Origin of the sequence: Mycobacterium florentinum (assembly GCF_010730355.1) — a bacterium.
Classification (GTDB): Bacteria; Actinomycetota; Actinomycetes; order Mycobacteriales; family Mycobacteriaceae; genus Mycobacterium; species Mycobacterium florentinum.
In genome coordinates this window covers 3,391,525-3,413,572 of record NZ_AP022576.1, presented here as the reverse complement: position 1 = coordinate 3,413,572, position 22,048 = coordinate 3,391,525, and the positions used below count along the sequence as shown (strand labels likewise).

Annotated in this window: 17 protein-coding genes and 1 riboswitch; of the genes, 9 read left to right on the top strand and 8 right to left on the bottom strand. The window is 66.6% G+C overall.

From position 1 onward, the window contains the following. Entirely contained in the window at positions 1-660 is a 660-nt protein-coding gene (locus G6N55_RS16180; protein WP_085222341.1) for a class I SAM-dependent methyltransferase, read from the bottom strand. A gap of 136 nt (positions 661-796) precedes the next feature. Beyond that, a riboswitch (M-box (ykoK) riboswitch) is annotated at positions 797-970 on the top strand. Between the two features lie 275 nt (positions 971-1,245). Between G6N55_RS16180 and G6N55_RS16175 the strand changes: the two genes are divergently transcribed. After that, positions 1,246-1,461: a hypothetical protein gene (locus tag G6N55_RS16175; RefSeq protein ID WP_139826853.1), complete on the top strand. Its 216-nt coding sequence runs from the start codon at positions 1,246-1,248 to the stop codon at positions 1,459-1,461. A 110-nt stretch (positions 1,462-1,571) separates the two neighbouring features. Then, on the top strand, positions 1,572-3,215 hold the full coding sequence (locus tag G6N55_RS16170) for an NRAMP family divalent metal transporter (protein ID WP_085222343.1): 1,644 nt from the start codon (positions 1,572-1,574) through the stop codon (positions 3,213-3,215). A 3-nt stretch (positions 3,216-3,218) separates the two neighbouring features. Here G6N55_RS16170 and G6N55_RS16165 read toward each other — a convergent pair whose 3' ends face one another. Next, positions 3,219-4,163, bottom strand: a complete 945-nt coding sequence (locus tag G6N55_RS16165) for an NADP-dependent oxidoreductase (protein ID WP_085222344.1) — start codon at positions 4,161-4,163, stop codon at positions 3,219-3,221. A gap of 133 nt (positions 4,164-4,296) precedes the next feature. On the opposite strand from G6N55_RS16165, the gene G6N55_RS16160 reads away from it, so the two are divergent. Beyond that, complete coding sequence (locus G6N55_RS16160) at positions 4,297-4,887, top strand: hypothetical protein (protein ID WP_085222345.1); 591 nt, start codon at positions 4,297-4,299, stop codon at positions 4,885-4,887. 9 nt (positions 4,888-4,896) lie between these two features. On the opposite strand, the gene car is transcribed toward G6N55_RS16160, so the two are convergent. After that, complete coding sequence (car, locus tag G6N55_RS16155; protein ID WP_085222346.1) at positions 4,897-8,478, bottom strand: carboxylic acid reductase; 3,582 nt, start codon at positions 8,476-8,478, stop codon at positions 4,897-4,899. A gap of 151 nt (positions 8,479-8,629) precedes the next feature. Beyond that, entirely contained in the window at positions 8,630-9,385 is a 756-nt protein-coding gene (locus G6N55_RS16150; RefSeq protein WP_085222347.1) for a L,D-transpeptidase, read from the bottom strand. Between the two features lie 168 nt (positions 9,386-9,553). Here G6N55_RS16150 and G6N55_RS30155 point away from each other — a divergent pair, with 168 nt between their 5' ends. Continuing rightward, on the top strand, positions 9,554-9,688 hold the full coding sequence (locus tag G6N55_RS30155) for a hypothetical protein (RefSeq protein ID WP_264001667.1): 135 nt from the start codon (positions 9,554-9,556) through the stop codon (positions 9,686-9,688). A 138-nt stretch (positions 9,689-9,826) separates the two neighbouring features. Next, positions 9,827-10,759 carry a LysR family transcriptional regulator gene (locus G6N55_RS16140; protein ID WP_085222348.1) on the top strand — a complete coding sequence of 311 codons (933 nt, stop codon included), beginning with the start codon at positions 9,827-9,829 and terminating at the stop codon, positions 10,757-10,759. Here the strand turns inward: G6N55_RS16140 and oxc are convergent. Next, complete coding sequence (gene oxc / locus G6N55_RS16135) at positions 10,743-12,497, bottom strand: oxalyl-CoA decarboxylase (protein ID WP_139826854.1); 1,755 nt, start codon at positions 12,495-12,497, stop codon at positions 10,743-10,745. The two genes, G6N55_RS16140 and oxc, sit on opposite strands and share 17 nt — an antisense overlap. A gap of 229 nt (positions 12,498-12,726) precedes the next feature. Here oxc and G6N55_RS16130 point away from each other — a divergent pair, with 229 nt between their 5' ends. Continuing rightward, positions 12,727-14,313 carry a FadD7 family fatty acid--CoA ligase gene (locus tag G6N55_RS16130; protein WP_085222350.1) on the top strand — a complete coding sequence of 529 codons (1,587 nt, stop codon included), beginning with the start codon at positions 12,727-12,729 and terminating at the stop codon, positions 14,311-14,313. Between the two features lie 25 nt (positions 14,314-14,338). Here G6N55_RS16130 and G6N55_RS16125 read toward each other — a convergent pair whose 3' ends face one another. From G6N55_RS16125 to G6N55_RS16115, 3 genes are all read right to left on the bottom strand, one after another. After that, entirely contained in the window at positions 14,339-14,812 is a 474-nt protein-coding gene (locus G6N55_RS16125; RefSeq protein WP_085222351.1) for a DUF2231 domain-containing protein, read from the bottom strand. A gap of 43 nt (positions 14,813-14,855) precedes the next feature. Further along, a complete protein-coding gene (locus G6N55_RS16120) occupies positions 14,856-17,015 on the bottom strand; it encodes an elongation factor G-like protein EF-G2 (RefSeq protein WP_085222352.1) in 2,160 nt (719 codons plus the stop codon). Positions 17,016-17,146: 131 nt separating this feature from the next. Next, positions 17,147-17,563: a TIGR03668 family PPOX class F420-dependent oxidoreductase gene (locus tag G6N55_RS16115; protein ID WP_085222353.1), complete on the bottom strand. Its 417-nt coding sequence runs from the start codon at positions 17,561-17,563 to the stop codon at positions 17,147-17,149. 146 nt (positions 17,564-17,709) lie between these two features. Here G6N55_RS16115 and G6N55_RS16110 point away from each other — a divergent pair, with 146 nt between their 5' ends. The 3 genes from G6N55_RS16110 to G6N55_RS16100 all read left to right on the top strand — a co-directional run bounded on the left by G6N55_RS16110 (position 17,710) and on the right by G6N55_RS16100 (position 22,021). Next, positions 17,710-18,777, top strand: coding sequence for a S1C family serine protease (locus G6N55_RS16110; RefSeq protein ID WP_085222354.1), 1,068 nt, complete (start codon positions 17,710-17,712; stop codon positions 18,775-18,777). A 110-nt stretch (positions 18,778-18,887) separates the two neighbouring features. Next, positions 18,888-20,672, top strand: a complete 1,785-nt coding sequence (gene treS / locus G6N55_RS16105) for a maltose alpha-D-glucosyltransferase (protein ID WP_085222981.1) — start codon at positions 18,888-18,890, stop codon at positions 20,670-20,672. Then, entirely contained in the window at positions 20,669-22,021 is a 1,353-nt protein-coding gene (locus G6N55_RS16100; RefSeq protein WP_085222355.1) for a maltokinase N-terminal cap-like domain-containing protein, read from the top strand. Before treS ends, G6N55_RS16100 begins: the two co-directional genes overlap by 4 nt. Positions 22,022-22,048 lie beyond the last annotated feature (27 nt).

The following is a 22,048-nucleotide window of genomic DNA, read 5'->3' as shown; positions in this document are numbered from 1 at the left end:
CTACTCGTCGGTGCGGCAGCTGACTTCCATGCTGTCGCTTTCCCGGACCAGGAAATTGAAGCTGGTGTAGCCGTTGGCCGGATCGCGCACGAGTTGGAGATACGGCGCCATGTCGGGCGCGCTGGCGTTGTCGGCGATCACCAAAGCGCCTGTGGTGAGCCGGGGTTCGAGCAGCTTGATCACCGGAAGGTACAGGTCCTTCCAGCCGTCTAGCAAGACGAATTCGACCGGTCCGTCCTTACCCTCGAGCGTGGTCAGCGCATCGCCTTCAAGAATCGTGATCACGTCGTCCAGGCCGGTCTCGGCGAACGTCTTCTTCGCGGCCGCAATCTTGCTCGCGCTGAGCTCCGTGGTCACCACCCGCCCGACGCCGTTGTCGCGGACCGCCGCCGCGAGATGAATGGCCGAGATACCGAACGACATTCCGAACTCGACAACCGTCGTGGGACGGGTTGCTCGCACCAGCGCGTAGAGCAGCCGGCCGGCCTCCGGCGTCACCGGGATGTAGAACTCGCTCATCGCCTCGGTGCGCTCCGCGGTGGTCATCGGCTTGTCGAACTGACCATGACGCTCACGCAGCAACGCCATCTGGTTCTTCGTCTCGGTGTACATCCGGTCGAGCACGCTCTCGACGCGAGGGTCTTGCAGGGTTGTGGCCATGCCCTCGAGGGTATGCCTCGGCGGTTTTACCCGGGCGATGACCGGCGATCAGTCAATGTGACGCGGGCCACGCCCCGCGTAAAGAGATCGCTAGGGAGTTTGACGAGCAGTGGGTGGCAGTGCCAGCATGGACAGGCAAGCACCTCGGTAGGTGAGGCGTCTGCACGGACACAGGCCACTGACCCCGAACGTCGAGAGACGCCCCGGGTCAGGACAGCTCTTCCCGGACACAAGGGTTGAGCCCAAGTGGCTTCTGGACATGGTCCAGATACGCCGTGCAGTGCCGAAGCTCCGACGAGAGGGGTGCGGCCGACGGGCTCATCGCCCGGCATTCGTACCTCTCCCGCGTGTGATGTGACGACACCCGCGTGTGTCATGGCCGTGAGGAGGTGAGGGCGAGATGAGTCCCGGCGATAGTTCCCATCCGAAATCCATCTTGAACCGCACCGGTTCCGGCATTTCTATCTGCTGACGCAGCTCAATCTGTGCCGTCCCACAACCGTATTCACGGTCGACGGGTACGGCCGATGCCGGGTTGCATTTAGCGTGTCGATGAACCGGTCGGACTTCCGACAGGGGAAGATCATGACTTTTGTTGTTGTGCAGCGTATTCGCAGTCGTGGAAAGTTGCGCGGACGGTCGATGCTGCGTGCGGGTCGGCTGCTGACAAACAGGTTGTGCGCCATGCACATCCCGACGCCCGAAGAGCGGGCGAACCTGTATGTGTCGCTGACGCCGATCGCCGTGCTCTCGGCCGCGCCGGGCGGAGAGTCATCGGACAGTGTGGGCAACCACCGGTGATTCGTTCCGCCAGCGGTCCCCAGCGGCGGGCGGGGGATCCAGGGCCCGCCGCTGGGGCACGTTGAACACCCAACCCGTATAGCCCGAACTATTCAGACAGCGAGAATCCCATGACTTTGATTTCCACCCGGCAGGGTGACTGGCCAGTGCTGGATTCCGCGCACACCGGCGACATCATCGGAGCGTTCGGCCGCATCGGCCGTGACGACGACGGCGCGTTGCGCGGCTGGTGGCGGCGGTTGCGCACGCTGATGGTCATCACCGGTCCCGGATTGATTGTCATGGTGGGCGACAACGACGCCGGCGGCGTCGCGACGTACGCCCAAGCCGGTCAGGACTACGGGATGAACCTGTTGTGGACGCTGGCCTTGCTGATTCCGGTGCTGTACGTCAACCAGGAGATGGTGCTGCGCTTGGGTGCGGTCGCCCGAGTCGGGCACGCACGCCTGATCTTCGAGCGTTTCGGAAAGTTCTGGGGTGCATTCAGCGTCGGTGATCTGGTGGTTCTGAACGCCCTTACGATCGTCACCGAATTCATCGGTGTCGCACTCGCGTTGGGATTCCTGGGCTGCCCGAAGATCATTGCGATCCCCGCCGCCGCCGTACTGCTGTTCGCAGTGGTGGCAGGGGGCTCGTTCCGGCGCTGGGAAGGGCTGATGTTCCTGCTGATCGCGGTGAACGTGGTGATGATCCCGATGGTCCTGCTGGTGCATCCGAGCACGAAAGTAGCTGTCGGCGGGCTGGTTCCACAGTTTCCGGGAGGACTCAACTCCACCGTCCTGCTGTTGATCATCGCGATCGTGGGGACCACTGTCGCGCCGTGGCAGTTGTTCTTCCAGCAGTCCAACGTCGTCGACAAGCGCATCACCGCGCGCTGGATTCCTTACGCGCGGGCCGATTTGATCATCGGGATCGTCGTGGTCATTGTCGGGGCGACGGCGCTGATGGCGGTGACCGCCTTCGGCCTCACCGGCAGCACCGGCAGCTTCACCGATGCCGGTGCGGTCGCCAGCGGCCTGCGCCACCCGGTGGGCGTGCTGTTCGCGATCATCCTGCTGGACGGTTCGCTGATCGGGGCCAACGCAATTGGGCTGGCCACCACCTATGCCATCGGCGACGCGATGGGCAAGCGGCACTCACTGCACTGGAAGATCAGCGAGGCGCCGTGGTTCTACGGCGGCTACGCGCTCTTGCTCGTGGCGTCGGCCGCGGTGGCGTTCAGTCCCGATCACATCCTCGGGCTGGTCACCCAGGGCGTGCAGGCGCTGGCCGGCATCTTGTTGCCGTCAGCGACGGTGTTCCTGGTGTTGCTCTGTAATGACCGGGCGATACTGGGGCCGTGGGTGAACACGTTGCGGCAGAACGTCATTGCCTGGGCGATCGTGTGGGCGCTGGTGCTGCTGTCGCTGGCTTTGACGGCGACCACGTTCTTCCCGGCCCTGTCCACGGCGAGCCTCGAGGGTGGGCTCGTGGCAGGTGCGGCGGTCGGCGTACTTTGCGGCGCCGTGGCGATCATCGGCGACCAGTGGTACAGCGACACTCGCGCGGCCAAACTCGGCTCGCCGGTTGGCCGTGCCGAAAGCCGGGCGCTGCGCAGGCAGGAGCAGCAGACTTGGCAGACTCCGAACCTGAGTTCTCTTGACCGCCCGGCTCTTTCACCGATCCACCGGACCGGCCTGTTGATCCTGCGCGGCTACCTGGTGCTGGCCGCCGTCTTTGTGGTGATGAAGATCGTCGAGCTCGGCGTCGGCTGACGGTCAGCGCGAACCGTTGGGCAGCAGCACGATCTTGCCGTGCGTGTGCCGGCGTTCGAGTTCCTCGAAGGCATCGGCCACCCGCTCCAGCGGAAAGGTCGCGGCGATATCGAAATCGACGGCGCCGCTGACGATCAGGTCGGCGATCTCGGTCAGCACTTCCGGGGTGGACGCGTCAGTGCTGCCTTCGGTTTTGGCGCCGACTTCGCCGGCTTTCTGAAAGGAGATGATCGTGTCGATGCGCTGCGGTGCGACCCCGAGATCCACGGCGAGCTGCACGTAGTCCGGGCCGAACAGGTCGATGAACGCGTCGACTCCGTCCGGCGCGGCCTCGCGCAGCCGCTCGGCCAACCCCGCTCCGTAGGTGATCGGGATGACGCCGTGTGCCCGCAGCCATTCGGCGTTGCCCTCGCCGGCGATGCCCAGCACTCGCGCCTCGCGCAGTACCAACAGCTGGACGACGAGACTGCCGACACCTCCGGCCGCCGCCGAAACGGCGACGGTTTCGCCCGGCTGCGGCGCGACGGCGCGGACGGCGGCGTATGCGGTCGCGCCGACGACGTAGAGCGAACCCGCTGCTTCCCAACTCAATTGGGGCGGTTTGCGGACCAACTGGTCCACCGGAACGGCGGTGTGGGTGGCATGGCTTGATCGCCGGAAGCTGAACCCCAGAACCTCGTCGCCGATCGCGAACTCGGTGACCCCGGGACCGGTGGCCGTCACGACACCGGCGAGGTCGCTGCCTTCCCCGCAGGGAAACGTGGCGGGGAACATCTCATGCATCGCCCCGGAGCGGATCCCGGCCTCGCCCGGGTTGATTCCGGCGGCGCGAACCTCGACGACCACCTCGCCCTCGCCGGGCGCCGGCATGTCGATATCTGCCACGTACAGCACGTCACGGTCCCCGTAGCGGTCGAACCGTACCGCGCGTGCCACTGCAGCCGTCATCTCGATCTCCTTATCGCGCGAATCGAAACTTTGTGGCCCCGGACCCGAGGATAGGTGCGAACCGGCGCCTGTCGATTGGTGCGTGCGCGTATGTTCATATGCGCTGGCCCTGTTCTCGCTGGAAAGGATGCCCATGGGACGTGCTCGGATGACCGCCACCGGTTGGGCGGCCGCCACCATTGCGGTCGGCATCGCGATCACCGGTTGCGGCAACAGCGGCAAGACTTCGGCTCCGTCGTCCAAGAGTGGCGCGGTGGTGAGCACCCCGACCGGGCCGCCCCCGGATTACAGCGCGCTGCTGATTCAGCCCGGCGATGTCGGCGGTGACTTCACCGCGCCGGAACCGCCGGTGCTGAATTCCAACAACACCACCGGCGTCGCGCAACTGTTCGTCAATGCCGACAACAGCCGGCGCATCGGGGACACCATCTTGATCGTCGCCGATCCCGCGACGGCGGCGGCCGCCCTGGAGAACACCAAAACGAACTACGCCAAGAAGGTCACCGGCGCCTGGCAGCCCGTCGACGTCGGCTCCAACGGCGCGATGATCTCGGGCACCACGCAGGATAATTCGCAGGCCATCGCCGTACTGTTGTTCACCGAGGGCAGGGCGCTGGTCAACCTGGAGTTCGACAGCGCACCCAACGACCCGATCGACCCGGAGATCGCGATCGACGTCGGCCGCAAGCAGGACGCCGCGGTCAAGAACGGTTTGCACGGTTAGCGTTTCGGGCTACACCAGCCCGAGCAGCCGCAGATCTGAGACGTACTTCTCGATCAGCCGCTCCGACAAATGCGGGATGTCTTTGTCCGCACCGATTTTGGCTGCCTGTACCGAGCCGCGGAACACATCCGTCGGCGCGGGCGCGCCCCGCAGCGGCGCCTCGGGCTTCCGGTAGACGTCGAGCAAGGGAAGTACCGAATGCTGACGCTGCTTGTCGGGTAGTGCGCGCAGCGCCGTTTCGAAACGCCCGAACCATGCGTCATGGTCGTCGATGCGCCGGATGTCATGGCCGGCGCCGATCAACCAGTCCACGAAGACGTCCAGCGAGATGCCGTCGTCATGCGGGTTCATCACGTCGAAGGACCGGTATCGGCCGGAATCCTCAGCGGCCGTTGCTATCTGCTCGCCCAGCGTGGTGACCGCCTCCGCCACGAAGTCGGCCGGCAGACCGTCGTAGTGAGCTACCGCCCGGTTGCCCTGCGCATCGGTTTGGTAGAACGACGTCGGCGCGATGCCGGTCACCAGCAAGCTGAATATCAACCGGGTGAACGCATCCGGGACATTGAGCTGTCCGGCGTACTGGCTGTGCGCAAGGATCATGTCGGACCGGAACACCGCCGCCGGCAAACCGCACAGGTCGTGTGCCTCGCGCAGCAACACCTCGCCGCCCCACTTGCTGTTCGCGTAGCCGTTGGCATAGCTGTCATCGACGGGCCGCACCGCGCTGACGGTGCGGATGTCGCCGTCCTCGGCGAACGTGGCGGGATCGACCGAAAAGGCCACCGCGACCGTCGACATGTAGGTGACCGGTTTGATCCGCGTCGTGATCGCCAGGCGAATCAATTCCGCGGTGCCCACCACGTTGGGGCCGAACAGCTGGTCGTACGGCAGGACATGGTTGACCAGCGCAGCCGGGTGCACGATCATGTCGACGTCGCGCGCTAAGCGCTCCCAAGTTGCTTGATCCATACCAAGTTTCGGCTGGGCGATATCGCCGACGACGACCTCGAGATGGTCGGCGGCCAGCGCACGATACCTCTTCAGCAGTTGCGGATCCCCGCTGTCGAAAACGGTCTCCAGCCGCTTGCCGGCGGCCTCGGCGTCCGCGCCGCGGATGATGGTGATCAGTTTTCCGCCTCGTTCGGCAAGCCGCTCAAGCCATTCCAGCGTCAGGAAGCGGCCGAGGTAGCCGTTGGCTCCGGTCAGCAACACCGTGTGCGGTGTGCCGGTGGCGTGCGGCAGCGTCGGGGCCTCGGCCAGGGTCGCGGCGTCGATGAACTTGTCGAGGGTGAGCTCGGACGCGCGGGCTTCCGTTGCGCCGCGGCCGTGCACGGTAGAGAACGTGGGCCGCTTGGAGCCCGATTCACGTTCGGATTCCACGTATTCCGCGAGTTGACGCAGATCGGAGGCCGGGTTGATGATCTGGCCCACCGGTACTTCCACGTCGAAGATGTCCTGCAGCAGGTTCGAGAAGGTCAGCGCGGACAACGAGTCGCCGCCCAGGTCCAGGAATTGGGCATCCGGCTGCGGCGGACCGCCGGCCAGGCCGAGCAATGCCTCGGCGGCGCGCGTCAGGGTGTCGATCACCGGCCGGTCCGCCGCGCCTTCGCGCAGCGCGCGCAACTCGGCCGTCCGGGTGGCGGCGAGCTCGGCATAGAGGTCTTCGAGCCGGGCGCCGTAGTGCTCCTTGAGCTTGGGTCGCAGCAGCTTTCCGACCCCCGACAGCAGACCGTTGTCCTCGCTGAACGGCTCGGATTCGACCAGAAAGTCCACCGGGACTTCGTAGGATTGCAACTCGGCGACTTTGGCGGTGCGGCGCAGGGATTCGCTCAGCGCGGCCTTGAGGCCGTCGGGATCACCGGCGAACCGCTCCCGCGCTTCGATGGTCGGGACCACGACGGCCAACAGGTAGGGCCGTTCGCTGTTGCCGTAGACGAACGCCTGGTGCACCAGGGCGGCGCCGCTGAAGACGGCCTCCAGCTGTGCCACCGCGACGAATTCGCCTTGGGCCAGCTTCAATACGTTGTTGCGCCGGTCGACGTAGACGAGGTGATCCGGTCCGACCTCGGCCATCACGTCACCGGTGCGGTAGTACCCGTCCGGGTCGAACGCATTCGCCGTCACATCGGGTCGCTTGAAATATCCGCTGAACGCCGTCAGCGACTTCACCAGCAGCTCGCCGCGCGGATGGGGCCTGTCGGTGTGAAAGTAACCCAGCTCGGGCACGTCGACCAGCTTGTAGTCGAGGATCGGCGGCCGCGTCACCACACCGTCCTTGAACACCATCCCCACCTCGGTCAGGCCGTAGCCGTCGAGCACATGCACGTCCAGGCACGACTCGATGAAGTCTTTCATCTCGGCGGCCAGCGGAGCGGTGGTGGAGAAGCTGGTGATCACGCGTCCGCCCAGAAGCTGTTCGCGCAGTTCGGCTTTCGCCTGAGTGTCGGCGTCCTCGGGCTCGGCGCCCTGCCCGATCAGTCGCTCCACCGCGCTTTGGTAGCGCTGGTACAGCATTTCGACCACCCGCGGCACCATGCCCATTTCGGTGGGGCGCACCAGATTCCAGTCATCGAACAACGTCGACAGATCACTCTCCGGCACAAAGTAACTGGTGCCGCCGGCCTGGAACGACGAGGCGAGCGGTATCCGTCCGCCCACGTGGTTGAGCGGCATGAAGTTGACGTTGATCACCGGCACGTCGGCGAACGCCGGGTTGAGCTCGTTGGTCCACAGCTTCAAGACCATGCGCTCGGTGTACATCGCACCCTTGGGCAGCCCGGTGCTGCCCGAGGTGTACATGATCAGGGCCAGGCGCTCGTCGGTTTCGCCGGTGTAGATCGGCACCGGTGGCAGGGCACGGCCACGCTCGACCAATTCGTCGAAGGTCTCGATGGTCACCGCCATGCCGGCGTCGGCGAGCTTCGCCCGCGCGCGCTCCAGGTTCTCCCGCTGGTCGTCAATCTCCGGTCGGTAGTCGAAGACCACCAGGCGCCGCAACGACGTGCTGCCCAGCACCGTCTCCACGGCGAGGTCCAGATACCCCGCGCCGGTGGCCAGCACCTGGGGTTCGATTTCGGCAACGATGGGCTGCAACCGAGAGGCGGTTGCGTTGTGTTGCAGGGGCACCGCAACCAGGCCGAGGTAACCGGTGACCAGATCCAGCGTCAAGTACTCGGGGCTCGCGAAGCCGAGGGTGGCGACCACGTCGCCCGGCGTCAGCGGGTTGACCTCGTCGCGTCGCCACGCCGTCGCGACGGCGCGGACGTTGGCCCACAGATCGCGGTAGCTGATGGTGTCGAATCGGTGCAGCAGCTGGGAGGTGGTGCGGCCGGTGGCGGGGTCGGTCGTCAACTCGCGGGCCCGCCACCCGAGTGCGGGCCGGTCGCCGTAGCCCTCGACGAACATCTCCAGGATCTGCGGCAGTCGAAGGCCGGGCTGGCGGGCCGCTGCCTGGAGCGCGAGATGGGGCTTGGCGTTCCGATATTGCTCATCGGTCGCCTCCACCCGCAGGATCCGCTCGGTTACTCGTTCTCGCGGCGTGATCTGAGCACTCGTACCTGTCCCGTTCTCGTGCTTCGCATCAGTACTCATGCCCAGCCTCTCGTTCGGACGATCTGTTAGCGCCAACGACCCGCCCGCTACGAGTCTTCCACCGGATCACTGTGACTGTGGCCACAGCCTTGTCCAGGGCCGCAGCCAGCGCGGCGGCACAGATTTGCTGGTGCCCCGATACCCGGGATTGCTACGCGACGACCTGGATGGGGTCGCCGACGTTGACGTTGTTGAAGTACCACGCGGCGTTGTCCGGGCTCAGATTGATGCATCCGTGACTGACGTTGGCGTGGCCCTGTGAATCGACCGACCAGGGTGCCGAGTGCACGTAGACCCCGCTCCAGGTGACCCGGACCGCGTACTGAGCGGTGATCTTGTATCCGTCGGGGGCGCTCAGCGGGATGCCGATGGTCCGCGAGTCCATGACCACGCTGCGTTGCTTCTCGAGGGCGGTGAAGTTGCCGACCGGCGTCGGGCGGGCGGGCTTACCCATCGAGGCGGGCATCGTGCGCAGAATTTCCCCGTCCCTGCTGACGGTGAAGGTGTGCCCGGAGATGCTCGCGACACCCAGGAATGCGTCGCCGGTGTCGAAGCCCGTTGTCAGCTCTTGGACGCCCACCGAAACGTGGCTGTGGGCGGGCCAGTACTGGTTCGGAACCCATTGCACGACATTGTTCTCGGGCCACTCGAAGTGTCCGGCGATGTTGCTCGGCGAGGCCACGTGGATGGACCGCTCGACGGCGGCACGGTCGATCACCGGCGCGCTGAATTTCACGACGACCGGGTGCGCAACTCCCACCAGCGCGCCATCGGCCGGCAAAATCGCGGCGACGACCGGGGTTGGCTCGGGCACCGGGACCGAGGCCACCGCTTGGATGCCGGATCCCATCACGCCCAAGCCCGTGATCGCGACCATAACAAATAGATAACGAACCCCACGACGCATGGCGTCAACCCTCCGAGATGGTGCGATCAACACGACGATATTCTACTGGCAGTCTGACCATTACGGCTTCTAGCAAACAATGACACTCCTGCCCGGTCTCCACGGTAACGATCCGATCACCGGTTGAGTTCGATCTCGTCGCCGGCGGCGTCCGGCGAGGGAGCGGGCATGGCGTCAGCGGATCACTACATCCAGCCGCGCGCGGGTTCGGCGGCGTTGGTGCTGATCGACGTGCAACGCGACTTCCTGGACTTGTCAGGCGGCGATGCGCCGATGCCGTTGAACGAGAACACTATTCGTTGACCAGCGTCGACTTGTCGTGCCAAAACCGGATGTTTGCGCCCAACAAGTCGACGGTCGGCGGACCAGCTCAACGCGGCGGCCTGCCGGAATCAGGAATGTTAACCTCAGCGGAATCGGTGCCCAGACCGAGGAGGTGAGGTGCTCTTTCGTCAGCTGGAGTACTTCGTCGCGGTCGCCCAGGAACGCCATTTCGCCCGGGCTGCCGAGAAGTGCTACGTGTCGCAACCCGCGCTGTCCGCCGCGATCGCCAAGCTGGAACGTGAACTCAACGTCACGTTGATCAACCGCGGGCACAGCTTCGAAGGCCTCACCCCCGAAGGGGAGCGACTGGTCGTGTGGGCCAAGCGGATTCTGGCCGAGCACGATGCGTTCAAGGCCGAGGTGCATGCCGTGCGGTCGGGGATCACCGGCACGCTCCGGCTGGGTACCGTGCCCACCGCGTCGACAACGGCGTCCCTGGTGCTTTCGGCCTTCTGCTCGGCGCATCCGTTGGTCAAGGTGCAGATCAATTCCCGGTTGGCCGCCACCGAACTGTATCGGCGCTTGCGTGAATTCGAGTTGGACGCCGCCATCGTGCACGCGGCGCACGACGACGCCCACGACGTGGACCTGGTGCCGCTCTACGCGGAGCGCTACGTGCTGGTGTCGCCGGCGGACATGTTGCCTTCGGCCGCATCGACGTTGGCGTGGCCGGATGCCGCGCAGCTGCCGCTGGCATTGCTCACCGCCGATATGCGGGACCGTCAGATCATCGACGAGGCCTTCGCCGGCCACGGCATCACCGTCACCCCGCAGGTCGAAACCGATTCTGTGGCTTCGCTGCTCGCGCAGGTATCCTCCGGCAATTGGGCATGCATCGTCCCGCACACCTGGCTGTGGACCTCGCAGATCGGTGCAGAGATTCGTGCGGTCGAGATGGTCGATCCGGCCGTGAAAGCCGATATCGCGTTGGCCACCAACGCCTCCGGGCCCGGATCGCCGGTTGCCCGGGCGCTCGTCGCATCCGCGGAAGAGCTTGCGCTGGACGAGTTCTTCGATGCCCAGCTGCTGGGGGTTACCCGCCGGCGCTGACCGCCGGCTTCCGATTGGCCGCGCTCGTCGGGTTCAGGCTCGCCAGGTGTCCGCTCTCCACCCCGGCCGACGGATCGAGTTCACAGTCGATCAGCGACGGGCCGTTCGACGCGAGCGCATGGGCCAGGGCCGCCCGCAGCTCCGCTGGGGTGGTAACGTGATATCCCTTGCCGCCGAACGCTTCTGCGAGCAGCTCATGGCGCGCACCGGCATTGAGCACGGTGGGGGCGGGACTGTCCCCGGCCGGCTTTTCGTCGCCTCGATAGACGCCGCCGTTGTTGAGGATGACGACCGTCACCGGTAGCCGGTAGCGGCAGATCGTCTCGATTTCCATGCCGCTGAAGCCGAATGCGCTGTCTCCCTCGATCGCGACGACGGGCCGGCCGGTCTCGACCGCGGCGGCGATCGCGTAACCCATGCCGATGCCCATCACCCCCCAGGTTCCGGTGTCGAGGCGGTGCCGCGGCAGCTCCATGTCGATCACGTTGCGGGCCAAGTCGAGCGCATTGGCGCCCTCGTTGACCACGTAGACGTCCGGATTAGCTTGCAGCACCGAACGAATCGCACCCAGTGCGTTGTAAAACCGCATCGGGTGCGGATTTTCGGCGCGACGCTCGGTCATCTTGGCGTCGTTGCGTGCTCGGCGCTCGGCCAGCTCGTCGGTCCATTCCGTCGGCACCGTGATCGGACGGGCGGCCAGGCCGTCGCGCAAGGCAAACATCACCGACCCGATGTCGCCGGCCAGCGGCGCCACGATCGGCTGGTTGCTGTCGAATTCCGACGCCGCGATGTCGACTTGCACAAACTTGGCGTCGGCCGCCCATTGCGGCGATTCGCCATGGCCGAGAAGCCAATTCAGTCGGGCACCCACCAGCAGCACGGCGTCGGCACGGGCGATGGCCACCGACCGTGCCGCCGCCGCGGACTGGCGATGCGAATCCGGCAGCAGCCCCTTGGCCATCGACATCGGCAGGAACGGAATTCCGGTGGATTCGATGAAATCCCGGATCACGGCGTCGGCCTGTGCGTATGCGGCACCCTTACCGAGGACGATCAGCGGCCGGCGGGCCCGCGCGAGCACGTCGAGGGCACGATCGACCGCTTCCGGCGCCGGCAGCTGTCGAGGCGCGGGATCGATGACCCGCCAGACGCTTTCGGCCCCCTGGGCGGCATCCATCGCCTGGCCCAGCACGGCGCCCGGGATATCGAGGTAGACACCGCCCGGCCGCCCGGACACGGCGGTGCGGATCGCTCGAGCGATCGCGAGCCCGATGTCCTCGACCCGGTCGACCCGGTAGGACGCCTTTACGAAAGGCCTTGCGGCATTGAGCTGATCCAGGTCCTGATAGTCGCCGCGCTGCAAGTCGACCAGCGCTCGATTGCTCGAACCCGAGATCTGGATCATCGGGAAGCAGTTCGTGGTGGCGTTGGCCAATGCGGGCAGGCCGTTGAGAAACCCGGGCCCCGATGTCGTCAGGCACACCCCGGGGCGGCGGGTGAGAAACCCGGCGGCCGCGGCGGCATTGCCGGCGGAAGTCTCCTGCCGGAAACCGATGTAGCGCATCCCGCGGGCCTGGGCGACACGGGCGAGGTCGGTGATCGGGATGCCGACGATCCCGTAGATGGTGTCGATGTCGTTCGCCTTGAGTGCGTCGACGACGAGGTGGAAGCCGTCGGTCAGGGGTGCGTCTTCCGACCCGTCCGGCGCGGCGGTGGATGATGTCGAAAGTGTGGTCATGTCCCGACTCCTCGTGTATCTATGCCTGTCGTCCATCACTGTGGTCCGGGTTCCCCGCCGCTGTCCAAGACCGAGCCACTATGCAGCGATTCACGGTGGTTATCGACTGCTGGTAGGCAGGTCGATAGCCACCGATTATCGATCGTGAGCTGAACAGTATTGGACGAACAGGGCGGTTTCTCTGCATCGTGCAATCAGGTGCTGTTACACATGCGAGAAAGCAAGGACCATGGCGACGTCTGAATTGATCATCCCGGAGGCGGAGTTGACCGACGAATCCACGAGCATCGCCGATTTGGTGGCGGCGGCGGCCATCCGCCAGCCGGAGGCCACGGCACTGGTCGCCACCCCCGATCGCAGGACCGTCAGCTACGGCGAGCTGGTCCGGCTGGTCGACGGCCTGGCCAAGCAGCTGAAGGACGGCGGTTTGCGGCCGGGGGACCGGATCGCGCTGCGGTCCGGCAGCAACGCCGAGTTCGTCGTCAGCTTGTTGGCGGCGTCGCGCGCCGGGCTGATCGCGGTGCCGCTGGACCCGGCGTTGCCCGTCGGCGACCAGCGCGCCCGCAGCGAGGTCGCGGGCGCGGGTGTGGTGCTCGTCGACGGCGAGGGCCCCGGTGATGAGCAGCAGCCGGGGTTGGTGTGGTGGACGATCAGGGTGGTGGTCGGGCGAGACGGCGCCCCTTCGTCGGTCGAGCTGGATGCGCCGGCGCCGCCGAATCCGGACGTGACGGCGCCCGAGGGCCTGCGGGACGACGACGCGATGATCATGTTCACCGGCGGGACCACGGGTATGCCGAAGATGGTCCCCTGGACGCACACCAACATCGCCAGTTCGGTGCGGGCGATCATCGCCGGCTATCAGCTGGGCCCGGCGGACGCGACGGTTGCGGTGATGCCGCTCTACCACGGCCACGGTCTGGTCGCCACGCTGCTGTCGACGCTGGCGTCCGGGGGGACCGTGCTGTTGCCCGCGCGTGGGAAGTTCTCGGCGCACACCTTCTGGGACGACATCAACGCCGTGGGGGCCACGTGGTACACCGCGGTTCCGACCATTCATCAGATCCTGTTGGAGCGCGCCAAGACGCAGCGGCCCGAAGGCGGACGGGCCGGGCTGCATTTCATCCGCAGCTGCAGCGCCCCACTCACCACGGAAACGGCTGCGGCCCTGCAAGACACCTTCGGCGCAACCGTGGTGTGTGCGTTCGGGATGACCGAAGGCACCCATCAGATCGCCACCACTGGCATCGACCAAAGCGAAAATCCGGCTGAGACAACGGGTCTGGTGGGCCGGTCGACCAGTCCGCAGATTCGGATCGTCGGGCCCGACGGCCGATCCCTTCCCGCCGAAACCGTCGGCGAGGTCTGGCTGCGTGGCCCGACCGTGGTGCGCGGCTACCTCGGCGACCCGGCGATCACCGCCGCCAACTTCACCGACGGCTGGCTGCGCACCGGCGATCTCGGGTCGCTGTCCAGCGCGGGTGATCTGCGCATCCGCGGGCGGATCAAGGAGCTCATCAACCGCGGCGGCGAGAAGATTTCACCGGAACGCGTCGAGGGTGTACTGGCCGGCCATCCCGACGTCTTGGAGGTGGCCGTGCTCGGGCTGCCGGACAAAATGTACGGCGAGACGGTGGCCGCGGTGGTGGTCGCACGGGGATCGACTCCGCCGAGCCCCGAGGAGCTCACCGAGTTCTGCCGGGATCGGCTGGCGCCTTACGAGGTGCCCGCCACCTTCCTTGTGGCCAGCGAATTGCCGCACACCGCCAAGGGTTCACTGGACCGCCGCGCCGTGGCCCAACAGTTCGGCGGAGCCTGACGCCGAGAAAGACTGTGCGGCAACCTCACTGGCCCGACGACGTCACGTTTCCCCACGCGGCGCGCGCGCCCGAATCGCCGACCCGATAGATCTGCACCAGGGTGGCCACGGCCGCGATGACCACCAGCACCCCGACGACGGCGTGCAGGGTGAGCTTCATGTCCACCCCGCGCGCCTCACGAACGTGCAGGACGGCCAACGCCGTGACCGTCGCCGCCAGTGCCGCCACGATGTAGATCAGCGTGGAGCCGAGTTGCTCGTGGTTGGTGAGCACCGGCGACGGCGCGCCGACGCGAGCCGATAACCAGACGCCCGCGGTGGTGGTCAACGGGGTCAAGACCAGGGTGCCCACCGCCAGCAGCAGAACCAGCCAGATCAGCCGGCGTCGCGCCGCGGGCCACACCACACACAGGATCGCCAGAACCGCCGCCAGCGGACCTAGGACAACGACGAAATGATTGAGCAGGATATGGGCAGGCAGTCCATTGAACGTCGACATACTCGAATCCGGAGCTCCCAATCTGGCTGTTTATCAGGTGCTTTCACACAGTAGCCGCCAGCCTGGTCGCGGCCGACTCCGGCATCGGTTCATAGCGGGCGAACGACCGGGTGAAGGACGCGGCGCCATGCGCCAGCGAACGCAAGTCGATCGCGTACCGGGTCAGCTCGACCTGAGGCACCTCGGCCCGCACCACCGTGCGGTCCTGGCCCGCGGTATCGGTGCCCAGCACCCGCCCGCGCCGGCCCGACAAGTCGCCCATCACCGCACCCACGAAATCGTCGGGCACCAGCACGGAGATCTCGTCGATCGGCTCGAGCAGGGTCACCTTCGTCGCGGCGGCGGCTTCCCGCAGCGCCAGGGAACCCGCCATCTGGAACGCGAAGTCCGACGAGTCCACGCTGTGGGCCTTGCCGTCGAGCAGGGTGACCCGGATGTCGACCACGGGATACCCGGCGTGCACACCCTTTTCCATCTGCGCGCGGACACCCTTCTCCACGCTCGGGATGAATTGCCGCGGCACCGCTCCGCCGACCACCTTGTCGACGAACTCGAATCCGGAACCTTCCGGCAGCGGCTCCACGTCGATGTCGCACACCGCGTACTGGCCGTGCCCACCGGACTGCTTGACGTGGCGACCGTGGCCTTTTGCCTTGCCGCTGAAGGTCTCTCGCAGCGGAACACGCAGTTCCACCGTGTCGACGGTGACGCCGTACCGGTTGGCCAGCGCTTCGAGGACGACGCCGGCGTGGGCCTCACCCATGCACCACAGCACGATCTGGTGCGTCTCCTGGTTCTGCTCGATGCGCAGCGTGGGGTCCTCGGCCGCCAACCGGCCCAACCCGACCGACAGTTTGTCCTCGTCGGTCTTGGCATGCGCCGCAATGGCAATCGGCAGCAGTGGTTCCGGCATGGCCCACGGTTTCAGCACCAGGGGCTCGGCCTTGTCGGAGAGGGTGTCCCCGGTTTCGGCCCGGCTCAGTTTGCCGATCGCGCAGATGTCGCCGGCCACCACCTCGGGTGCGGGTCGTTGCTGCTTGCCCAGCGGAAAGGACAGCACCCCGATGCGTTCGTCCTCGTCGTGATCGGGATGGGTATGGCTGCTGCCGTTGGACTCCCCGAAGAAGGACGAAAAATGGCCCGACACATGCACGGTCGTGTCGGGCCTGATGGTCCCGGAGAACACCCGGACCAGGCTCACCCTGCCGACGTACGGGTCCGACGTCGTCTTCACCACCTCTGCCAACAACGGCGCTTTGGCGTCGCACGCCAGCTCGGCGTGCGGAGCGCCGTGCGGCGTGAAGACCTCGGGCATCCGGTGTTCCATCGGGGACGGGAAGCCGCGGGTGGCGACCTCGAGCAGCTCGAGGGTGCCGACGCCGGTGCTGCTGCAGACCGGGATCACCGGAAAGAACGACCCGCGGGCGACGGCGCGCTCCAGGTCGTCGATGAGCACCGCCTCGTCGATCACCTCACCGTCGAGATACCGGTCCATCAGGGACTCGTCCTCGGATTCCACGATGATTCCCTCGATCAGCGTGCCGCGCGCTTCCTCGATTCGGTCGGCATCCGAGGGATCCGGCGGCTCGACGGTGCGGGTGCCACCGGAATATTGGTACCGCTGCTGCGAGAGCAAGCCGATCAGGCCTTCGCAGGATGGCGAACCGGTCGGTAGGTAGAGCGGTAAAACCTTGTCGCCGAACGCGTTTTGCGCGGCTCGCAGCGCCTCCATATAGTTCGCGCGGGCATGGTCGAGTTTGGTGATCACCACGGCGCGGGGCATGCCGACCTGGCTGCATTCCGCCCAGAGCGACTTGGTCGGTTCGTCGACGCCCTCGTTGGCCGCGATCACGAACAGCGCGCAATCCGCGGCCCGCAGTCCGGCGCGCAGCTCGCCGACGAAGTCGGCGTATCCGGGCGTATCCACCAGGTTGATCTTGATTCCGCCGTGCGACAGGGAGGCCACCGCGACGCCGACGGAACGCTGTTGGCGGATCTCGGCGTCGTCGTAGTCGCAGATGGTGCTGCCGTCGGTCACCGATCCCGCCCTGGTCAGCACGCCGCCCGCGACAAGCAGGGCCTCGACCAGGGTGGTCTTGCCGCCGCCCGAGGCGCCCACCAGGACGATGTTGCGCACGTCGCCAGGACAGTTCGCGGTGGGAGCTGCCCCCGTGCCCGCCGACGCGTTCGCCTTGTCCGCCATGACCTTCCTCCACTTCGTTCGGCCGGGCAGGGTGTGTCCTAGCTCACAGAACGTATGAGGCAACCTTTCTCCCAACTGCCGCCCAACACAAGGCCACGGACCAGCACAATTGCCCGCTGCGCGGGGTCCGCTCAGGCGTGCCAGCCCGACCAGCGGTGCACCGCTATCGCGATGACCGGGCCGTTCAGCGAAACCGATTGGTACTGAGGATATTTCGCTCGCAGCAGCCGATAGCCGGTGTGCATTACCGCGCCGTCGGAATGAATGGTGGCCGCCCCGTCGGCCCGGACCCACCACAACTGCGTCCAATCGTCGGCGTAGTGGTCGACGAGCAGGCTGACCGCGGCGTTGCCGGCGATGTTCGCCAGCCGGCGCAGCCGCTGCGAGGTTTTCGGCTTCGCGTCGATCGCGGTGTAGACCATGTCCGGGGAGTCGGGGTCGACCGCGAAAACCACCGGCACCAGGTGCGGTTTTCCGTCCGCCGAGCTGGTGGCCAGCCGCGCCACCGGGGACTGTTCGAACCGGACCCTGGGGTCGAATTCGCCCACCGTCCCAGCTTAGGGGCGCAATGGCCGATCAGCGTTCCGTGCGCCCTCAACTAGCTACCTGCATTACGGTGAGGTACACAAATTGTGCGGTCCAGACGTAGAGGCTGGGCCGCTTCTGGTTCGCACCCGGTGCAGGGAGGTACGGGATGAGCAAAGGGCACCCCCGCTCAGTTCGGCGGTCATGGCTGGTCAGTGTGCTGGCCGTGATCGGACTGGGCCTGGGCCTGACCACGGTCCCGGCAGCTGCATCGCCGTCGACGCTGGCGAGCGACCGGTTCCGCGACGCCCCGATGTTCCCACTGGATCCCGCCGCGATCGCTGCCCAAGTCGGACCGCAGGTCGTCAACATCAGCACCCGGTTCGGCTACAACAACGCGATCGGGGCCGGAACCGGCATCGTCATCGATCCCGGCGGTGTGGTGCTGACCAACAACCACGTGATCTCGGCCGCCACCGACATCAGCGCGTTCGACGTCGGCAATGGTCAGACCTACGCCGTCGACGTGATCGGCTACTCGCGCAGCGCCGATATCGCGGTGCTGCAGCTCCGGGGTGCCGGCGGGCTGCCGTCGGCCGCCATCGGTGGCGGCGTGGCCGTCGGCGAGCCGGTCGTCGCGCTCGGCAACACGCACGGCCAGGGTGGCGCTCCCAGCGTGGTGCCCGGCAAGGTCGTCGCCCTCAACCAGACCGTCTCGGCCACCGACACCCTGACCGGCGCCGACGAGACGCTGGGCGGGTTGATCCAGGCCGACACCGCGATCAAGCCCGGCGACTCGGGCGGGCCGCTGGTCAACAACGCCGGGCAGGTCGTCGGCGTGGACACCGCCGCCACCGACAGCTACAAGATGTCGGGCGGCCAGGGCTTTGCCATTCCGATCGGTCACGCGATGGGGGTGGCGGGACAGATCCGCTCCGGCGCCGGCTCCAACACGGTGCACATCGGCCCGACGGCCTTCATCGGCATGGGCGTCGCCGAGAACGGCGGCAACGGCGCGCGGGTCCAGCGCCTGGTCGACGGCGGTCCCGCCGCGGGCAGTGGCATCGCACCCGGCGACGTGATCACTGCGGTCGACAACGTGCCGATCAACGGTCCCACCGCGATGACGGACGTGCTGGTCCCGCACCACCCCGGTGACGTCATCACGCTGCACTGGAACTCCGGGGGCGGCGCGCGCAGCGCACCCGTGACACTGGGCGACGGGCCTCCGGCCTGATTCCGGACGCGCATACCGCCTGGCCGGCAGCCAATTCGGTTGCCGGGCCGGCAGATTAGCGGCGTGATTTCGACCTGCCCGCCTCGGGTACACGTGGCATCGTGGAATTGATGAACGACGCAAATGACGCCTCGCAAAAGGGTTCCGAGCACGATCCCGCGGAAGGCAGTCACGTCGAAGGGGGTGTAGTCGAGCACCCCAACGCGGAGGACTTCGAGATCGCCGCCTCGCTGCCGGCCGATCCGACCTGGTTCAAACACGCGGTCTTCTATGAGGTGCTGGTCCGGGCATTCCTGGACGGCGACGCGGACGGGTCCGGTGACCTGCGTGGGCTGCTGCAGCGCCTGGACTACCTGCAGTGGCTCGGGATCGACTGCATTTGGCTGCCGCCCTTCTACGACTCGCCGCTGCGCGACGGTGGTTATGACATTCGCGACTTCTACAAGGTGCTGCCCGAATTCGGCGACGTCGATGACTTCGTCGATTTGCTCAACGCGGCGCACGAGCGCGGCATCCGGGTGATCACCGACCTTGTGATGAACCACACCTCGGATTCGCATCCGTGGTTTCAGGAGTCACGGCACGACCCCGACGGCCCGTACGGCGACTTCTACGTGTGGAGCGACACCAGCGAGAAGTACGCGGATGCGCGGATCATCTTCATCGACACCGAGGAGTCGAATTGGACTTTCGACCCGGTGCGCAAGCAGTTCTACTGGCACCGGTTCTTCTCCCACCAGCCGGACCTGAACTACGACAACCCGGCCGTGCAAGAGGCGATGATCGACGTGCTGCGCTTCTGGCTCGATCTCGGGATCGACGGGTTCCGGTTGGACGCGGTGCCATACCTCTTCGAGCGCGAGGGCACCAACTGCGAGAACCTGCCCGAGACGCACGCCTTCCTCAAACGCGTCCGCAAGGTCGTCGACGACGAGTTTCCGGGGCGGGTGCTGCTGGCCGAGGCCAACCAGTGGCCGGCCGATGTCGTCGAATATTTCGGCGATGCCAGCACGGGCGGCGACGAGTGTCACATGGCGTTCCACTTCCCGCTGATGCCGCGCATCTTCATGGCGGTGCGGCGCGAGTCGCGGTTCCCGATCTCGGAGATTCTGGGGCAGACGCCGGAAATTCCGGACATGGCGCAGTGGGGGATCTTCCTGCGCAACCACGACGAGCTGACGCTCGAGATGGTCAGCGACGAAGAGCGCGACTACATGTACTCCGAGTACGCCAAGGACCCGCGGATGAAGGCCAACGTCGGAATCCGCCGCCGGCTGGCACCGCTGCTGGACAACGACCGCAACCAGATCGAGCTGTTCACCGGGCTGCTGCTGTCACTGCCCGGATCGCCGGTGCTCTACTACGGCGACGAGATCGGCATGGGCGACGTGATCTGGCTGGGTGACCGCGACGGCGTGCGCACGCCGATGCAGTGGACCCCGGACCGTAATGCCGGCTTCTCCAAGGCCAACCCGGGCCGGCTCTATTTGCCGCCGAGTCAGGACTCGGTCTACGGCTATCAGGCCGTCAACGTCGAGGCCCAGCGCGACACCTCGACGTCGCTGCTCAACTTCACCCGCACGATGCTGGCGGTGCGCCGCCGCCACGACGCCTTCGCGATCGGCACGTTCGAGGAACTCGGCGGGTCGAACCCGTCGGTGCTGGCGTTTCTGCGCCAAGCACCCGACGATGGCGACATCGTGCTCTGCGTCAACAACCTCTCGCGGTTCCCCCAGCCGCTCGAGCTGAACCTGCAACATTGGAGCGGCTACACGCCGATCGAGCTCACGGGACAAGTGGAGTTCCCCCGAATCGGACACCTGCCCTATTTGCTGACACTGCCGGGACATGGGTTCTACTGGTTCCAGCTGTGCGCATCGGAGGAGAACTCATGAACAAGTCAGCGAAGCTGCCTTGGCTCGAATGGTTGCCACAGCAGCGCTGGTATGCCGGGCGCAATCGCGAGCTGTCCAGCGCCGAACCCGCGGTCATCGTTCCGCTGCGCGACGACCTCGAGCTGGTGCTCGTCGACGCCACCTACACCAGCGGGCCGTCGGAGCGTTATCAGGTGCTGGTCGGCTGGGACGCCGAGCCGGTCACCGAATACAACACCGTGGCCACCATCGGTTCGGCCGACGACCGGACCGGCTACGACGCACTGTACGAAACCGAGGCTCCGCGGTTTCTGCTGTCGCTGATCGACACGTCCGCCGTCCGCGATTCGGGCGGCACCGAGGTGGTGTTCCGCAAGGAGCCGGACGTCACGCTGCCGCTGGACGCGTGGCCGCGGGTGGCCGACGCCGAGCAGTCCAACACCAGCGTGATCTTCGACCGATCCACCATCTTCAAGGTGTTCCGCCGGGTCAGCAGCGGCATCAACCCGGACATCGAGCTCAACCGGGTGCTCGGCCGCGCCGGCAACCCCAACGTGGCCCGGCTGTTCGGCACCTACGAGATCGCCGGAACCGACGGCACCGAAGACACGGCGTGGCCGCTGGGCATGGTCACCGAGTTCGAGTCCAACGCCGCCGAAGGCTGGGCCATGGCCACGGCCAGCGTTCGCGACCTGTTCGCCGAGGGTGACCTCTACGCCCACGAGGTCGGCGGCGACTTCGCCGGTGAGTCCTACCGGCTCGGGGAGGCCGTCGCGTCGGTACACGCCACCCTGGCCGAAACTCTCGGCACCGCGCAGTCCACCTTCCCGGTGGACAACGTGCTGGCCCGGCTGGCGTCGACCGCGGCGCTGGTTCCCGAGCTGGAGGAACACGCGGCAACGATCGAAAAGCGCTTCGGGGAGCTGGCCGGCGAGACGATCACCGTGCAGCGCGTGCACGGTGACCTGCACCTGGGGCAGGTGCTGCGCACCCCGGAGAGCTGGCTGCTGATCGACTTCGAAGGCGAACCCGGCCAGCCGCTGCACGAGCGACGGGCCCCGGATTCGCCGCTGCGCGACGTGGCCGGCGTGCTGCGGTCATTCGAGTACGCCGCCTACGGGCCGCTGGTGGACCACGAGGGCGACAAGCAGCTGGCCGCGCGTGCCCGGGAGTGGGTGGAGCGCAACCGCACCGCCTTCTGCGACGGTTACGCGGCCGCGTCGGAAACCGATCCGCGGGATTCGCCGTTGCTGTTGGCCGCATACGAACTCGACAAGGCCGTGTACGAGGCCGGCTATGAGGCGCGGCACCGGCCGGGGTGGTTGCCGATCCCGCTGCGGTCCATCGCCCGGCTCATCGCGGTCGAGTGAGTCTCTGCGCCCGCCGGGGGCGTCTGA

Coding starts and splice junctions, on each gene's coding strand:
- G6N55_RS16180 (WP_085222341.1), bottom strand. CDS start 660: ATGGCCACAACCCTGCAAGACCCTCGCGTCGAGAGCGTGCTCGACCGG.
- G6N55_RS16175 (WP_139826853.1), top strand. CDS start 1,246: ATGACTTTTGTTGTTGTGCAGCGTATTCGCAGTCGTGGAAAGTTGCGC.
- G6N55_RS16170 (WP_085222343.1), top strand. CDS start 1,572: ATGACTTTGATTTCCACCCGGCAGGGTGACTGGCCAGTGCTGGATTCC.
- G6N55_RS16165 (WP_085222344.1), bottom strand. CDS start 4,163: ATGACGGCTGCAGTGGCACGCGCGGTACGGTTCGACCGCTACGGGGAC.
- G6N55_RS16160 (WP_085222345.1), top strand. CDS start 4,297: ATGGGACGTGCTCGGATGACCGCCACCGGTTGGGCGGCCGCCACCATT.
- car (WP_085222346.1), bottom strand. CDS start 8,478: ATGAGTACTGATGCGAAGCACGAGAACGGGACAGGTACGAGTGCTCAG.
- G6N55_RS16150 (WP_085222347.1), bottom strand. CDS start 9,385: ATGCGTCGTGGGGTTCGTTATCTATTTGTTATGGTCGCGATCACGGGC.
- G6N55_RS30155 (WP_264001667.1), top strand. CDS start 9,554: ATGGCGTCAGCGGATCACTACATCCAGCCGCGCGCGGGTTCGGCGGCG.
- oxc (WP_139826854.1), bottom strand. CDS start 12,497: ATGACCACACTTTCGACATCATCCACCGCCGCGCCGGACGGGTCGGAA.
- G6N55_RS16130 (WP_085222350.1), top strand. CDS start 12,727: ATGGCGACGTCTGAATTGATCATCCCGGAGGCGGAGTTGACCGACGAA.
- G6N55_RS16125 (WP_085222351.1), bottom strand. CDS start 14,812: ATGTCGACGTTCAATGGACTGCCTGCCCATATCCTGCTCAATCATTTC.
- G6N55_RS16120 (WP_085222352.1), bottom strand. CDS start 17,015: ATGGCGGACAAGGCGAACGCGTCGGCGGGCACGGGGGCAGCTCCCACC.
- G6N55_RS16110 (WP_085222354.1), top strand. CDS start 17,710: ATGAGCAAAGGGCACCCCCGCTCAGTTCGGCGGTCATGGCTGGTCAGT.
- treS (WP_085222981.1), top strand. CDS start 18,888: ATGAACGACGCAAATGACGCCTCGCAAAAGGGTTCCGAGCACGATCCC.
- G6N55_RS16100 (WP_085222355.1), top strand. CDS start 20,669: ATGAACAAGTCAGCGAAGCTGCCTTGGCTCGAATGGTTGCCACAGCAG.